This window comes from Streptomyces sp. KL109B (assembly GCF_030766935.1).
Lineage (GTDB): Bacteria > Actinomycetota > Actinomycetes > Streptomycetales > Streptomycetaceae > Streptomyces.
In genome coordinates this window covers 232,045-246,756 of record NZ_JASERL010000001.1, presented here as the reverse complement: position 1 = coordinate 246,756, position 14,712 = coordinate 232,045, and the positions used below count along the sequence as shown (strand labels likewise).

Sequence of the window (14,712 nt, the reverse complement as noted above, 5' to 3'; positions counted from 1 at the left end):
GTGTCACGCTATGGGCGGGGCGGTGTCCGGGACTTCTCGATTCCTGACCGGTCTTGTCACCTGCTTCGCCACGCACGCCGGCATCCCCTCGACCTCCGCCTCCGCCGCCGCCTCCGCACGCCGCTTGAAGGCCCCGGGCGGCATGCCGACCAGCTCGGTGAAGCGGGTGGTGAACGTGCCGAGCGACGCGCAGCCGACCGCGAAGCAGACCTCGGTGACGCTGAGTTCGCCGCGCCGCAGCAGCGCCGTCGCGCGCTCGATGCGCCGCGTCATCAGGTACGAGTACGGGGATTCGCCGTACGCCGCCCGGAACTGCCGGCTCAGGTGCCCGGCGGACATGTGGGCGTCGCGGGCGAGCGCCTCCACGTTCAGCGGCTGCGCGTACTCCCGGTCGATGCGGTCGCGGACGCGGCGCAGCCGGGCGAGGTCGGTCAGGCGCTGCGCCTCGACGCGTGCGCGCCGCCACTCGGGCTGACACATGGCGGGGCCTCAGCGCAGCTCTTGGATGCGGACGAGGTTGCCCGCCGGATCGCGGAAGGCGCAGTCCCGGATGCCGTACGGCTGCTCGGTCGGCTCCTGGACGACCTCGGCGTCGCCGGACTGCGCCCGCTCGAAGGTGGCGTCGAGGTCCGGGGTGGCCAGCAGGATCCAGCCGTACGTGCCCTTGGCCATCATCTCGGTGATGGTGCGGCGTTCGTCCTCGGTGATGCCCGGGTCGGCGGCGGGCGGCGCCAGGAGGAGGGAGGTGTCGGGCTGTCCTGGCGGGCCGACGGTGATCCAGCGCATCCGGCCCTGGCCGACGTCGCTGCGGACCTCGAAGCCGAGTACGTCGCGGTAGAAGGCGAGCGACGCGTCCGGGTCGTCGTGCGGCAGGGCGCTCGTGTGAATGGTGATGTTCATGGCGAGCAGGTTAAAAGCGGCTCCGCGCCCCGGACTTCTCGTTTCCGGACCGATTACCGATGGAATCCGGCCACAAACAGCCGGGCCACAAACAGCCGGGCCACAAATAGCCGGGCGGCGGAGCGAGTTCAAGATCTCCAACGTCACGACTCGGTCCCAGCGGTGATGGAAAGTCAGCCATGTGTAACAGGCATGTATGGGGTGGCGGCCAGGCGGAACGATCCGCGGGCGGGGCGGGTCTTGAAGATCAGTAACTCGGACCGACCTACGAGTTGCCGATCCACGAGTCACCGACCTACGAGTCACCGATCCACGAGTCACCGACCTACGAGTCACCGACCTACGAGTTAAGGACGAACCCCATGCGCGCTCGCAAGCTCACCCTCGCCGCCGTCGCCCTCGCCGCGGGCCTCTCGCTCACCGCCTGCCAGGGCAACGACGACTCCGCCGCGGGCGCGAGCGACGCGTCGTCGGACTCGTCCGCGTCCGCCTCCTCTTCCACGGGTGGGAACGGCGGCACCGGTGGCGACGAGGCCACCGGCAAGAAGGACGCCGTGGACACCCCCGACGACCCGGACGCCGCGAAGGCCGCCGATGGCACCGGCCACGGTCAGATCAACACCGGCCCGTGCAAGACGGCGAACCTGGCGTTCGACTCCGGGCACGGCATGGCCGAGGGCTCCATAGTCGTCAGCATGCGCAACACCGGCGACGCCTGCTCGCTCAAGGGCTTCCCCGGCGTCGACCTCAACTCCAAGGACGCCGGCACCCCGCTCAGCGCCCAGCGCAGCAGCCTCGCGGCGCCGACCGTCGTCCTGAAGAACGGCGAGACGACCCGCTTCACGCTGCACTACCCGGAGAACAACACCGGCGGCACCGGCGTCCGGATCGACTCCCTCGACGTCACGCCGCCGAACGAGACCCACTCCACCTCGCTCCCGGGCGACTTCAGCCTCCCGGTCACCGAGGGCGCCGACCAGAAGGTCACCGTGGACCCGGTCGGCACCGGCAAGCAGTGACCGCCACCTGCCGGACCACCACCCGCCGGAACCACCACCCCCGAGGCCGCCCTCAGTCCCGCAGGACCACCGCGTCCGGATCCTTCCGCCGCCCCACCTGCGTACGCACCGCGCCCATGCTCGCCGCGATGACGAGGGCGATGGCCAGCACCTCCGACCAGGCCAGGTCCTGGCTCAGGACGAGGAAGCCGGAGAGGGCGGCGACCGCCGGTTCGAGGCTCATCATCACCGCGAACGTGGACGCGGGGAGCTTGCGCAGCGCGATGAGTTCGAGGGTGTAGGGCAGGACGGACGACATGATGGCGACGGCGGCGCCGAGGCCGAGGGTCACCGGGTCGAGCAGCTTCGTACCGGCCGTCGCGATGCCGAGCGGCAGGCAGAGGACCGCGGCGACCACCATCGCGAGCGCGAGCCCGTCGGCCTGCGGGAAGCGGCGCCCCGTGCGGGCACTGAAGATGATGTACGTCGCCCAGCAGGCGCCCGCCGCGACCGCGAACGCCACACCGACCAGGTCGAGCCCGCCGAGCCCGTCGCCCGCCCCGCCGAGCAGGAACACGCCGCACAGGGCGAGCCCCGCCCACACGACGTTGACCAGGCGGCGGGAGGCGAAGACGGAGAGGGCGAGCGGGCCGAGGACCTCGAAGGTGACCGCGATGCCGAGCGGGATACGGGCCGCCGCCTGGTAGAAGAGCAGGTTCATGCCGCCCATGGCGATGCCGAAGGCGACGACCGTGCCCCAGTCGGCGCGCGAGTGCCCGCGCAGCCGGGGGCGGCAGACGACGAGCATGACCACGGCCGCCACGACGAGGCGGAGCGTGACGACGCCGATCGCCCCGGCGCGCGGCATCAGGCTCACCGCGAGCGCCGCGCCGAACTGCACCGAGATACAGCCCGCGAGGACCAGGCCGACCGGCCCCAGCGAGCCGCGTCGGCGCTTCGGCTCCGCGCCTGCGCTCGCGGTCACGGCCGGGGCGACGTCCTGCGCCACGGCCACGGGTTCGGTCTGCGGGCCGCTCACGGTCCACCCCTTTCCAGGTTTCCCAGCTCAACGATGAGTTCAACGATGAGTGCAATGTATTAGACGCTACAGGACAGCATGATGAACAGTCCGTCTCACGGTCCGTCCTGGGCACCGATCCACGCTAGAGCCGCCCGGCATGCCCCGTGAAATGCGTATTGGGCCGCCGTTATGCTCCACGCACATGACCAGGGAACCGGAGCTGCGCCACCTGCGCTGTTTCCTCGCCGTCGCCGAGGAGCGCAGCGTCACCCGCGCCGCCGCCCGGCTGCGGCTCACCCAGCCCGTCGTCTCGCGCACCCTCGCGGCCCTTGAGGACGCGCTCGGCGTGCGGCTCGTCGACCGCTCCACCCATCACCTCGACCTCACCCCCGAGGGGCACTCGTTCCACGAGAAGGCGGCCGTCGCCGTCGCCGCGTTCGAGGACGCGCTGGCCGCCGCCCGCGCCCCGCACCGCCCGCTGCGCCTGGGCCACGCCTGGTCGGCGGCGGGCGAGTTCACGACTCCGCTGCTGCGCCGCTGGCGCCGGGACCACCCGGACGTACCGCTGGAGCTGCTGCGCATCGACGACCGTACGGCGGGTCTGGTGCGCGGCGCCGTCGATCTCGCCGTGCTGCGCGGCCCGGTCGAGACGCCCGGCCTGATCACCGAGCTGCTGCACGAGGAGGCGCGGGTCGCGGCGGTGCCTTCGGACAGCCCGCTGGCCCGCCGCCCGCGCCTGGCGCTCGCCGATCTCAGCGACCAGGTCATCGCCCTGAACACCGTCTCCGGCACGACCTCCCTCGCCCTGTGGCCGCCCGCCGTCCGGCCCACCGCGAGCCTGACCGTCGCCAATACCGACGACTGGCTCGCCGCGATCGCCGCGGACCGGGCGGTGGGCGTGACGTCGACGGCGACCGAGGGCCTGCACCCGTACCCCGGTGTCACCTACGTCCCGCTCACCGACGCCCCCGACCTCCCGGTCCTCCTGGCCCGCCGCCAAGGTCCCGGCCACCCCTCGGTCCCCGCCCTGATCGCGCTCGCGCACGAGATCGCGGGGCCGTGGCGCCCGGCGCCGTGAGCGGGCGCGAGACCTGGCATCTCACCCACCGAACACCTTGCGGTCGGCGAAACCCCACCGGCTACCCTCCATTTCGTGGCTGAGATCCAGATTCCCGCTGACATCAAGCCCGCCGACGGACGTTTCGGCGCTGGCCCCTCCAAGGTGCGTACGGAGGCGTTGGACGCCCTGGCCGCCACCGGTACGTCCCTCATGGGCACCTCCCACCGCCAGGCCCCGGTCAAGAACCTGGTCGGTCGCGTGCGCGAAGGCGTCAAGGACCTCTTCTCCCTCCCCGAGGGCTACGAGGTCGTGCTCGGCAACGGCGGCTCGACCGCGTTCTGGGACGTCGCGACGCACGGCCTGATCGAGAACAAGTCGCAGCACCTGAACTTCGGCGAGTTCTCCTCCAAGTTCGCCAAGGCCTCGAAGCTCGCGCCGTGGCTCGCCGAGCCGACCGTGATCTCCTCCGACCCGGGTACGCACCCGGAGCCGGTCGCCGAGGCCGGGGTCGACGTCTACGGCCTGACCCACAACGAGACCTCGACGGGTGTCGCGGCCCCCATCAAGCGCGTCGCCGGCGCCGACTCCGGTTCGCTCGTCCTCGTCGACGCCACGTCCGGCGCGGGTGGCCTGCCGGTCGACATCGCCGAGACGGACGTCTACTACTTCGCCCCGCAGAAGTCCTTCGCGAGCGACGGCGGCCTGTGGATCGGCGTCTTCTCCCCCGCCGCGATCGAGCGCGCCGAGCGCATCCACGCCTCGGGGCGCCACGTCCCCGAGTTCTTCTCGCTCCCGACCGCGATCGACAACTCCCGCAAGAACCAGACGTACAACACCCCGGCCCTCGCCACGCTCTTCCTGCTCGCGGAGCAGCTGGACTGGATCAACGGTCAGGGTGGTCTGGCCTGGTCCACGGCCCGTACGAAGGACTCGTCCTCGCGGCTGTACTCGTGGGCCGAGGAGTCGAAGGTGGCGGCGCCGTTCGTCACGGATCCCGCGAAGCGGTCGCAGGTCATCGGCACGATCGACTTCGACGAGAGTGTGGACGCTGCCGCTGTGGCCAAGGTGCTGCGGGCCAACGGGATCGTCGACACGGAGCCGTACCGCAAGCTCGGCCGCAACCAGTTGCGCGTCGCGATGTTCCCGGCCATCGCCCCGTCCGACGTCCAGGCCCTGACGGCCTGCATCGACCACGTCATCACCCACCTCTGACCCGGCCACCCCCGGGGCTCCACCCCGGACCCCGCGCCTCAATCGCCGGCGGGGCTTGATAGCCGAACCGGCGTTACGCCCCCGGGGCTCTGCCCCGGACCCCGCGCCTCAATCGCCGGCGGGGCTTGATTTGCCCCGCCGGCGGAGATCGCAAGGCCCGCGGCAAAGGTGACCCATTCAAGCCCCTGCGGCGACCGAGCAACGAGGCCCGACCATTCAAGCCCCTGCGGCGACCGAGCAACGAGGCCCGACCATTCAAGCCCCTGCGGCGATTGAGCAGCGGGGTCCGGGGCGGAGCCCCGGGTGCGCAACCACCGTGCCGGTCAACGGGACAGGCGCTGGAACCGCCGCACGGCGAGCGGGAGGAAGGCCAGCGTAAGGATCACCGGCCACACCACAGCCATGAGCACCGCATGCTGCTCCACCCAAGAACCCCCCGCCCCCACCGGCGTACCGAAAAGCTCCCGCGCCGCGGCAACCGTGGACGAAATCGGGTTCCACGCCGCCACCACGCCCAACCAATCCGGCATCAACTGCGGCGCCACGAAAATGCTGGAGATCATCGTCAGCGGGAAGGCGACCGCGAAGAGACTGCCCGCCGCCTCCGGGTTGGGGACGATCAGCCCCAGCCACACCCCCAGCCAGATCAGCGCGAACCGTAGCCACAGCAGCAGCGCGAACGCCGCGAGCCCGCCCAGGACCCCGCCGTCCGGCCGCCAGCCGATCGCCAACTCCACGCAGGCGACCAGCAGATCGGTGACACCCCGCCCCGACACCACCGCCGAAGGCGCCATCGGCATCGAGCGGAACCGGTCGATCACCCCCTTCGTGGCATCGTGCACCACGAGCGTCGCCGTGTTGATGAAGCCGAACGCCATCGTCATCGCGAACATCCCCGGCATCAGGAAGTCCCGGTAGTCCCCGATGTTGACCGGTTGGCGCTGATAGTGGGTAAGCCCACGCCGCACCACGTTCCAGCAGTCGGCCACCGCCCAGTACACAGCCGTACTCGTACTCGTCCTCGTACTCGTACTCGTCCTCGTACTCATCACGCGGCCCTCCCCGTCAGCTGCAGGAACACATCGTCGAGGCTCGGCCTGCGCAGCCCTATGTCCTCGACCGCGACGCCCTCGTCCGTGAGCGCGGCGACCCGGTCGGCGACCGGCGCGTGCACCCGCAACGCCTCGATGCGCCGCCTCGCCACCGACCTCGGCACCGGCACCATGTCGCTGTACCGGTACGTACCGGGCAAGGCCGAGCTGCTCGACCTGATGCTGGACCGGGTGCAATCCCGTACGAGGACCAGGACGCGCTCGGCGACGGCGGCTGGCGGGACGCGGTCGCCACGATGGCCCGCGAGACCCTGGCCCTCTACCAGCGCCACCCCTGGCTGCTCCAGGTCAACCAGGCCCGCCCCGTGATCGGCCCCGGCGCGCTGACCTCCATGGAGAAGATGATGGCCCTCATCAAGCCGATGGGCCTGTCCGACGTGTCCGGGGTCGCGCGCACCCGCGTCTACGAGGAGGAGGCGGAGACGACGTCGGGCATGACGGACGCCGCGTTCTGGGAGGCCCAGCGGCCCGCCCTGGAGGCCGCCATGGCCAGCGGCGCGTACCCGGTCATGGCGTCCCTGTCCGAGGACACGTTCGCGTCCGGCTTCGACCACTTCGAGTTCGGGCTCCGGCGGATCCTGGACGGGCTCGACGTCCTCGTCGCGGCGCGCGGCGGGGACGGCGGGGACGGCAGGGGCGGCGAGAAGAGGTGACAGAACGCCGAAGCGGTGCATTCATGGACGTATGGCGACTGACAAGCCCGATCCGAGCCCCGCGCTCGCCCCGTTCGTGAAGCAGTACGCCGTCCTGCTCACCAGCCACAAGAAGGACGGCACCGGCGTCGGCACTCCCGTGAACATCGCGGTCGAGGGCGACCACGCGTACTTCCGGACCTTCGGCAAGGCCTGGAAGGCCAAGCGGATGCGCAACAACCCCGAGGTGGAGATCGCGCCGTCCACGCTGCGCGGCGCGCCCACGGGTCCCGCGTTCAAGGGCCGGGTCCGGCTGCTCGACCAGGGCAGCGAGGAGGCCCGGCACGCGGCCTCGCTCATCCGCCACAAGTACCCGGTCCTGCACGGCTTCACGGTGCCGCTCGCCCACAAGGTGCGCCGGGACCGGACGCTGCACTACGAAGTGCGCCCGCTCGGCGAGTAGTTCACCGTTTGCCGGTCGGCTTGCGCAGCAGGCGGCCGATGCCGAACAGGAGGATGAGGACGGCGGCCGCGCCGACCGCTCCGGCCTTGCCGGTGAAGGCGCTGCCGCCGTCCCCGCCGTCCGAACCGCCTTGGTCCGAGGGCGTGTTGGAGCCGTCGCCGGAGCCGGATCCCGCGCCCTCGACCTCCACGGGCTCCACCGGACTCCCCTGCCCCTCGCTCCCGTAGAGCAGCGTCTTCCCGTCCGGCGTGTACGTCAGCGACTCGCCCTGCGGCTGCATCGGCACGCTCAACCGGCCCTGCCGCTCGGGCTTCCCGTCCTTCCACTTGTACGAGATGCCGCCGAAGTAGCCGCGTACGGAGAGCTGTTCGCCGTCGGGCGAGAACGCGGCGTCCGTCGCCCACAGGTCGATCTCGGCGACGCGGCGGAAGGTGTTGGTGGTGGAGGAGTCGAGCGTGGCGGGGCCCTCGTAGAGGCCGCCTCCGTCGTCGCCCTTCTCGACGATGTAGACGCGGCCCGTCTTCGGGTGGACCATCAACGACTCGGCGTTGCGGGGTCCGTCGGCGTACTTAACGTCGTACTGCGTCGCCCGCACCGTCTGGTCGACGAGCTTCTTCGGCTCGGGCAGCTTGTAGATCCACACGTGGTCCCACTTGCCGCCGAGGTTGTCGCCGATGTCGCCCACGTAGATGTTCCCGTCGGGGCCGATCGAGATCGCCTCGACGTCGCGCGGGGAGCCGATGCCGCTCATGGTGACGGTGGCGACGGTCTTCCCGGTGCGGCCGTCGACCGCGTACAAGTAGGCGCCGTCGTCGCTGTCGTTGTGGGTCCAGTAGACGCCGGGGTGGGCGCGCGAGGCGGCGAGGCCGCTGGACTCGGTGATCCGCGGATCCTTGATCGTGAACCCGTCGGAGCCGACGGAGCCGACGGAGCGGGAGTCGGCGACCGCGGGACCGGAGACGGCCGCGCCGAGAACGAGAACCGCGGCGACCCCTGCCGCCCCCAGATACGCACGCATGCCCCAAGCTTGCCAGGCCCACCGGGGGCGGCGTGTTGGGGCTCACACGCACGCACCCGGCGCGATCGACGATGATGAGCGAATGCTCAGGTTCATGCCGGTCGGCGACTCGATGACCATTGGGAGCGCCGGTGAACACACCTGGCGGCTCCGCTTCTGGCAGCACCTGCGCGCCACCGGCACCGAAGGCACCCTCGTCGGCCCCCGCACCGCCCTGCACGGCGACGGCGGCCACGACTACGCCGAACCGGACTTCCCGCAGCACCACCTGGCCGGCTGGGGCGAGGGCTGGCAGCACATGGCGCCGGTCATCGCGGACGCGGTCACGGCGCACCGCCCCGACGTCCTCCTCGTCTCCCTCGGCCTCATCGACCTCGGCTTCTACACCGACGCCGAGCAGACGGCGGCGAACACCCGCCGCTTCCTCGCCGAGGCCCGCCGCGCGCACCCGTCGCTCCGCATGGTCCTGCTCCCCGTCATCCCCAACGTCCGCGCCGAGTCGGACGCCCCCTTCGCCTCCGAGGTCGCCCACTTCAACACCCTCTTGGCGAAGACGGTCGCCGACCTCGACGAACCCCGCTCCCCGCTCCTGCTGGCCTCGGTCCCGGACTCGTACGACATCCACCAGGACACGTACGACGGCACCCACCCCAACGCCTCCGGCGAACACAGACTCGCGGCCTCCTTCGCGGACGCGCTGCACCAGGCGTGGGGCATCGGCGGACCCTACGTACCTGTGCCCCCGCTCAAGCGGCCCACCGGCTGACCGCGAACCCGCTCCCGGCCCGCCGCACCTCCGCCGCGCCAGGCCCCGGGAAGTGCGCCGGAATCACCAACTCCCGCTCGTCGGCGGCCCGCCCGAGCACCCGCACCCGGGTGGCCGCGGACTCCTTCGGGTCCACGCACAGGGTGCTGCTGCACGTCGGAGCGACGATCTGGGCGGGGCTGTGCAGCACGTCCCCCGCGAACACGGCCCGGTCCTCCCCCGAGGCCAGGCGCAGCACCGACGAGCCCGGCGTGTGCCCCGGCGCCGCCTCCAGGACGAGGCCGGAGTCGATGCGATGGGACCCCTCCCAGAGCACGGCCTGTCCCGCGGCGACGACCGGCGCGATGCTGTCGGCGAAGAGGAAGCGGTGGTTGTCCCGCGCGGTGACGGCGGCGCCCCCGGGCCCGAAGAAGTCGTGGTCGGCGCGCGGGATCAGGTAGTCGGCCCTGGGGAAGGTCGGCACCCAACGGCCGTCCTCCTCACGGGTGTTCCAGCCCACGTGATCGCCGTGGATGTGTGTGTTGACGACGAGGTCGACGTCCTCGGGCCGCACGCCCGCCGCCGCGAGCTTGTCGAGGAAGTCCGTGTCCCATCCGGAGAAGTGCGGGGTGCCGGGGCGCTCGCGGCCGTTGCCGACGCCCGGGTCGACGACGATCGTGCGGCCCTCGCTGCGCAGCACCCACGCCTGCACGGCGACCAGCACGAGCCCGCTGTCCGGGTCCTGGAAGTCCGGGACGAGCCACCCCTCGTGGTCGCGCCAGACGTCGTCGGTGCCGGGGAACAGGTCGGTGGGCGGCGCGAAGGGTGCGCGCATCTCGACGACCTTGAGGATGTCGATGTCGCCGAGCGTGAGGGGTTCGGTGCCGCCGAGCGTGAGGTGTTCGATGCCGTTGTCCATGACGATCACGCTAGGAACGGCCCGCGAGCGCCTCAATGCGCACCCGGCTCGCCCGGATACGCGAACAGCTCATCCCTCCCTCCACACGGTCCGCCTACCCTGACCCCATGGACGTGGTGAGCGACGCGATAGCCGCGGTACGGACGGGCACCCCGTCCACCAACCGCCTGACGGTGGCCGGGAAGTGGTGCGTGCGCCTGGCCCCGTACGACGGCGCGGGCTTCCACATCGCGCTGTCCGGCGACTGCTGGCTGCTGCCCGACGACGGCCCCGCCCTCACCCTGCGCGCCGGCGACGCCGTGCTGCTGCCGCACGGCGCGGGACACGTCCTGGCCGAAGGACCGACGGACCCGGCGGACGTCACCCGCGCCATCCCCTTCGACATGCTGCCCAGCTCCTTCGGCATGCTGCCCGACCTCCCCGCGGCCCCCGATCCTGGCACCGCGGAGGTCGTGGAGCTGCTGTGCGGCAAGTACCGCCTCGACCGCAGCCACACCCATCCGCTGCTCGCCGAACTCCCGGACGTGGTGCACCTCCCGTACGACGACGGCGGCCACCCCGAACTCCGCGCCGCGGTCGACCTGTTGAGCCGGGAGGCCGCCGCCACCCGGCCCGGCTCCGACGCCGCCGTGCCGAGCCTGCTCGACCTGCTCCTCGTCTACATGATCCGGGCCTGGACCACGGACCACGCGGGGCGCGGCACCGGCCGCTGGCCCGCCGCGCTCGCCGACCCGGTGGTGGCCGAGGCGCTGCGCCTGCTGCACACCGACCCGGCGCACCCCTGGACCGCCGACCGCCTCGCGGCCCGCGCGGGCGTCTCCCGCGCCACCCTGGGCAGACGCTTCACGGGCCTCGTGGGCCGGGCCCCGATGGCGTATCTGACGTGGTGGCGGATGACCCGCGCGGCGACGCTCCTGCGCACGGACGCGGCGCCCCTGGAGTCGGTGGCCCGACAGGTCGGCTACGGCTCGCCGTACGCCCTCTCGCACGCTTTCCGCCGGGAGTTCGGGGTGACGCCGGGCCGGTACCGGACGACGGTGCGCCCCGCCCGAAGCCCCGGCCCGCTTGCCTAGAGCGCACTCCACGTCCTTGGCTATACAGCCATGGCAGACATGAAGTACACACAGCTCGGACGCACGGGACTCAAGGTCAGCCGGCTCGTCCTCGGCACCATGAACTTCGGTCCGCAGACCGACGAGGCCACCAGCCACGCCATCATGGACGCGGCGCAGGCCAGCGGCATCAACTACTTCGACACCGCGAACGTGTACGGCTGGGGCGAGAACAAGGGCCGCACCGAGGAAATCATCGGCACCTGGTTCGCGCAGGGCGGCGGCCGCCGCGACAAGACGGTCCTCGCGACCAAGGTCTTCGGGAACATGGCCGGCGACGGCGGCCCCGTCTGGCCGAACCACGACCACCTCAGCGCGGTGAACATCCGCCGCGCCGTCGACGCCTCGCTCAAGCGGCTCCAGACCGACTACATCGACATCTACCAGTTCCACCACATCGACCGCCGCACTCCCTTCGAGGAGATCTGGCAGGCCATCGACGTACTGATCCAGCAGGGCAAGATCCTCTACGCCGGTTCCTCCAACTTCCCCGGCTACAAGATCGCCCAGGCCAATGAACTGGCCGCACGGCACGGCCGGATGGGCCTCGTCAGCGAGCAGTGCCTCTACAACCTCGCCGAGCGCCGCGCCGAGATGGAGGTCATCCCGGCCGCGCAGGACTACGGCCTCGGCGTCATCCCGTGGTCCCCGCTGCACGGCGGGCTGCTCGGCGGCGTGCTCAAGAAGGAGAGCGAGGGCGGGCGCAGGTCCCAGGGCCGCTCCGCGTCCTCGCTGGCGAACACGAAGGTGCGCGAGCAGGTCCAGGCTTACGAGGATCTGCTGGACAAGCACGGCATCGAGCCCGGTGAGGCGGCGCTGGCCTGGCTGCTCACCCGTCCCGGGGTCACCGGGCCGATCGTCGGGCCGCGCACGCAGGAGCAGCTCGACTCGGCGCTGCGCGCGGTCGAGCTGGAGCTGAGCGAGGAGGTCCTGTCCGGCCTCGACGAGATCTTCCCGGGCCCGGGCCCGTCTCCCGAGGCGTTCGCCTGGTAACAGCGGGTACGCGGCGGCTGCCGGCCGGCTACTGGCCGACGGCCGCCGCGATCGCCACGACGAAGAACATCAACACGAGCACACCGGCCATGATCCGGTTACGAGTCTTCGGGTCCACACACCGACCCTAACCCGCCCCGCTCCCCACGCCTCAATCACCGGCGGAGCTTGAGGCACGGGGCCGGAGTGGGCCCAAGCGGAGCTTGAGGCGCGGGGCTGAAGTGGGCCCAATTGGAGCCCCTGCGGCGATTGAGCAGCGGGGTCCGGGGCAGAGCCCCGAGGCCGCAACGCCGGAGGGGCGCAACACGTCCCGCTCACGCCACCGCGGCCAGCTCCCTCGGCTCACGTGGAACGAACTGCACATGCCGCTCGCCCCGCCGCAGATCCACCTTCAACCGCAGGTTCGCCGCCCGCGCCAGCATCAGCCCGACGCCGACCGCGGCAACCGCACAGATCACCCCGGCCAGGGCAAAACTCACCCGCACCCCGAACTCGTCCGCGAGCCAGCCGAAGAGCGGGCCGCCCAGCGGCGTACCACCGGTGAACACCATCATGAACAGGGACATCACACGCCCCCGCATCTCCGGATCCGTGGCCATCTGCACCGTGGAGTTGGCGGTCACGTTCACCGTCAGGCCGAGGATGCCGAGCAGCACGATCAGCGGGGCGAACGCCCAGACGCCGGGCGCCCACGCCGCCGCGACCTCCAGGACACCGAAACCGATCGCCGCCCCGACCAGCACCCGCAGCCGCGTCGAACGCCGCCGCGCCGCGAGCAGCGCACCCGCCAGCGAACCGATCGCCATGAGCGTGTTGAACAGGCCGTACTGTCCGACCCCGCCGTGGAACACGTCGTCCGCGTACGCGCTCAGCCAGATCGGGAAGTTGAAGCCGAAGGTGCCGACGAAACCAACAAGAACAATCGGCCAGATCAGTTCCGGGTGCCGCGAGACGTACCGCAGCCCCTCCCTCAACTGCCCCTTGCCGCGCGGCGCCCGCTTGATCTCGTGCAACTCGTGCGTACGCATGAGCATGAGGCCGGTGAGCGGGGCGAGGAAGGAGAGCCCGTTGGCGAGGAACGCCCAGCCGGGGCCGACCGCGGCGGTCAGCGCGGAGGCGACGGCCGGCCCGATGAGGCGCGCGGACTGGAAGTTGGCCGAATTCAAGGAAACGGCATTGCGAACCTGATCAGGCCCCACCATCTCGGACACGAACGACTGCCGCGTCGGGTTGTCGACGACCGTGACGAGGCCCGTGAAGAAGGCGGCTACGTAGACGTGCCACACCTGCACGTTCCCGGTGAGCGTCAGAGTGGCCAGGAACAGACCCGACAGGCTCATCGCGCCCTGCGTGCAGAACAGCAGGTTGCGCTTGGCGAAGCGGTCGGCGATCACACCGCCGTACAGGCCGAAGAGCAGCATCGGAAGGAACTGCATCGCCGTGGTGATGCCGACGGCGGCGGAGGACCCGGTGAGGGAGAGCACCAGCCAGTCCTGGGTGATGCGGGCCATCCAGGTGCCGGTGTTGGATATGACGGCCCCGGTCGCGAAGAGGCGGTAGTTGCGTACCTTCAGGCTCGCGAACATCGAGGTCTTACGGGGGCGGGCGGTCGTGTCGTGGGCGGCTGGGACGGGGGCGGAGTCTGCTCCGGATCCCGTGCTCAAAGGGGTTCGCCTCCTCGGCGGTCGTCCTACGCGGCGGTCGTCCTGATCGGTGCTGCTTCGGTGCTGCTACAGATGCGCGAGCTTCTCCAGAACGGGCGCGGCCGCGCGCAGCTTGGCCCACTCGTCCTCGTCGAGGCCCTCGGCGAGGTTGGCCAGCCACGCGTTCCGCTTGCGGCGGCTCTCCGCGAGCATGGTCTCGGCCTGCTCGGTGGAGGTGACGACCTTCTGCCGACGGTCCTCGGGGTGAGGCTCAAGCCGGACCAGTCCCTTGGCCTCGAGGAGCGCGACGATTCTGGTCATCGACGGCGGCTGCACATGCTCCTTGCGGGCCAGCTCGCCCGGTGTCGCGGAGCCGCATCCGGCGAGCGTGCCGAGCACCGACATCTCGGTGGGGCTCAGCGATTCGTCGACCCGTTGGTGCTTGAGCCGACGCGACAGGCGCATCACTGCGGAACGCAGGGAGTTCACGGCGGCAACATCGTCGCCATGGGAGAGGTCTGGCATGTTCGTTAGCGTAACTCATTACTGTGTCTAACGACTACCAGGGGGGCGGCACAAGACCGTGATCCCAGCCACGTTGAAAGTTTCATCACCCATACGAGTGAGCCGGATGCGGAAAGTGACGCAACGGGTCGGGGCGGCCCGCGACCCTGTCCGTATGGGATCGACAGTGCTCAGTCTGCGGATCGACGGTGAGCTGCTCGACCGGCTCAAAGTGCATGCCGCGAAAAGGGGAATGAGCGTCCAGGACTATGTGGTCCGGACGCTCATTCGGGACGACTTCGACGAACGCTTCAAGACGGCCGTCGAGGAGACGGAACGGTTCTACGGGGACATCGCCTCGTAGCACCCTCCGCTCACGG

General features: G+C 70.9%; 16 protein-coding genes and 2 pseudogenes. 9 read left to right on the top strand and 9 right to left on the bottom strand.

What is annotated here, in order from left to right; translation table 11 throughout:
- Nucleotides 1–3: 3 nt before the first annotated feature.
- Nucleotides 4–480 (bottom strand): helix-turn-helix transcriptional regulator, encoded by a 477-nt coding sequence (locus RBJ65_RS01205; protein WP_306322878.1) that lies wholly within the window; start codon nt 478–480, stop codon nt 4–6.
- A 9-nt stretch (nt 481–489) separates the two neighbouring features.
- Entirely contained in the window at nt 490–900 is a 411-nt protein-coding gene (locus RBJ65_RS01200) for a VOC family protein (RefSeq protein WP_306322879.1), read from the bottom strand.
- Between the two features lie 362 nt (nt 901–1,262).
- On the opposite strand from RBJ65_RS01200, the gene RBJ65_RS01195 reads away from it, so the two are divergent.
- Nucleotides 1,263–1,919: a DUF4232 domain-containing protein gene (locus RBJ65_RS01195; RefSeq protein WP_306322880.1), complete on the top strand. Its 657-nt coding sequence runs from the start codon at nt 1,263–1,265 to the stop codon at nt 1,917–1,919.
- A gap of 52 nt (nt 1,920–1,971) precedes the next feature.
- On the opposite strand, the gene RBJ65_RS01190 is transcribed toward RBJ65_RS01195, so the two are convergent.
- Nucleotides 1,972–2,937 (bottom strand): DMT family transporter, encoded by a 966-nt coding sequence (locus RBJ65_RS01190; protein ID WP_372341423.1) that lies wholly within the window; start codon nt 2,935–2,937, stop codon nt 1,972–1,974.
- Nucleotides 2,938–3,121: 184 nt separating this feature from the next.
- On the opposite strand from RBJ65_RS01190, the gene RBJ65_RS01185 reads away from it, so the two are divergent.
- Both RBJ65_RS01185 and serC read left to right on the top strand, forming a co-directional pair.
- On the top strand, nt 3,122–3,997 hold the full coding sequence (locus RBJ65_RS01185; RefSeq protein ID WP_306322881.1) for a LysR family transcriptional regulator: 876 nt from the start codon (nt 3,122–3,124) through the stop codon (nt 3,995–3,997).
- 75 nt (nt 3,998–4,072) lie between these two features.
- The gene (serC, locus tag RBJ65_RS01180) at nt 4,073–5,191 is read left to right on the top strand and encodes a phosphoserine transaminase (RefSeq protein ID WP_306322882.1); all 1,119 of its coding nucleotides are present in this window, start codon (nt 4,073–4,075) and stop codon (nt 5,189–5,191) included.
- Nucleotides 5,192–5,514: 323 nt separating this feature from the next.
- On the opposite strand, the gene RBJ65_RS01175 is transcribed toward serC, so the two are convergent.
- Nucleotides 5,515–6,240, bottom strand: coding sequence for an ABC transporter permease (locus RBJ65_RS01175; RefSeq protein ID WP_306322883.1), 726 nt, complete (start codon nt 6,238–6,240; stop codon nt 5,515–5,517).
- Nucleotides 6,240–6,377 (bottom strand): annotated as a pseudogene (locus tag RBJ65_RS01170) (daunorubicin/doxorubicin resistance ABC transporter ATP-binding protein DrrA); the annotation flags it as partial. The gene RBJ65_RS01175 and the pseudogene RBJ65_RS01170, both read right to left, overlap by 1 nt.
- Between RBJ65_RS01170 and RBJ65_RS01165 the strand changes: the two are divergent.
- Together RBJ65_RS01165 and RBJ65_RS01160 are read left to right on the top strand one after the other, a co-directional pair.
- A pseudogene (locus RBJ65_RS01165) lies at nt 6,322–6,956 on the top strand (TetR/AcrR family transcriptional regulator); the annotation flags it as partial. The pseudogenes RBJ65_RS01170 and RBJ65_RS01165 overlap by 56 nt on opposite strands.
- Before the next feature lie 31 nt (nt 6,957–6,987).
- The gene (locus RBJ65_RS01160) at nt 6,988–7,398 is read left to right on the top strand and encodes a PPOX class F420-dependent oxidoreductase (protein WP_306322884.1); all 411 of its coding nucleotides are present in this window, start codon (nt 6,988–6,990) and stop codon (nt 7,396–7,398) included.
- A gap of 1 nt (nt 7,399) precedes the next feature.
- Here the strand turns inward: RBJ65_RS01160 and RBJ65_RS01155 are convergent, their stop codons facing one another.
- On the bottom strand, nt 7,400–8,416 hold the full coding sequence (locus RBJ65_RS01155; RefSeq protein ID WP_306322885.1) for a WD40 repeat domain-containing protein: 1,017 nt from the start codon (nt 8,414–8,416) through the stop codon (nt 7,400–7,402).
- Nucleotides 8,417–8,498: 82 nt separating this feature from the next.
- On the opposite strand from RBJ65_RS01155, the gene RBJ65_RS01150 reads away from it, so the two are divergent.
- On the top strand, nt 8,499–9,182 hold the full coding sequence (locus RBJ65_RS01150) for an SGNH/GDSL hydrolase family protein (RefSeq protein WP_306322886.1): 684 nt from the start codon (nt 8,499–8,501) through the stop codon (nt 9,180–9,182).
- Here the strand turns inward: RBJ65_RS01150 and RBJ65_RS01145 are convergent.
- A complete protein-coding gene (locus RBJ65_RS01145) occupies nt 9,163–10,080 on the bottom strand; it encodes an MBL fold metallo-hydrolase (protein WP_306322887.1) in 918 nt (305 codons plus the stop codon). The two genes, RBJ65_RS01150 and RBJ65_RS01145, sit on opposite strands and share 20 nt — an antisense overlap.
- Before the next feature lie 107 nt (nt 10,081–10,187).
- On the opposite strand from RBJ65_RS01145, the gene RBJ65_RS01140 reads away from it, so the two are divergent.
- Nucleotides 10,188–11,153, top strand: a complete 966-nt coding sequence (locus RBJ65_RS01140) for an AraC family transcriptional regulator (protein WP_306322888.1) — start codon at nt 10,188–10,190, stop codon at nt 11,151–11,153.
- 39 nt (nt 11,154–11,192) lie between these two features.
- Nucleotides 11,193–12,185: an aldo/keto reductase gene (locus RBJ65_RS01135; RefSeq protein ID WP_306322953.1), complete on the top strand. Its 993-nt coding sequence runs from the start codon at nt 11,193–11,195 to the stop codon at nt 12,183–12,185.
- A 314-nt stretch (nt 12,186–12,499) separates the two neighbouring features.
- On the opposite strand, the gene RBJ65_RS01130 is transcribed toward RBJ65_RS01135, so the two are convergent.
- Together RBJ65_RS01130 and RBJ65_RS01125 are read right to left on the bottom strand one after the other, a co-directional pair.
- Nucleotides 12,500–13,849: an MFS transporter gene (locus RBJ65_RS01130; protein WP_306322889.1), complete on the bottom strand. Its 1,350-nt coding sequence runs from the start codon at nt 13,847–13,849 to the stop codon at nt 12,500–12,502.
- Nucleotides 13,850–13,915: 66 nt separating this feature from the next.
- Nucleotides 13,916–14,353 (bottom strand): MarR family winged helix-turn-helix transcriptional regulator, encoded by a 438-nt coding sequence (locus RBJ65_RS01125; RefSeq protein ID WP_306322890.1) that lies wholly within the window; start codon nt 14,351–14,353, stop codon nt 13,916–13,918.
- 154 nt (nt 14,354–14,507) lie between these two features.
- On the opposite strand from RBJ65_RS01125, the gene RBJ65_RS01120 reads away from it, so the two are divergent.
- Nucleotides 14,508–14,696 carry a ribbon-helix-helix protein, CopG family gene (locus RBJ65_RS01120; protein WP_306322891.1) on the top strand — a complete coding sequence of 63 codons (189 nt, stop codon included), beginning with the start codon at nt 14,508–14,510 and terminating at the stop codon, nt 14,694–14,696.
- Nucleotides 14,697–14,712 lie beyond the last annotated feature (16 nt).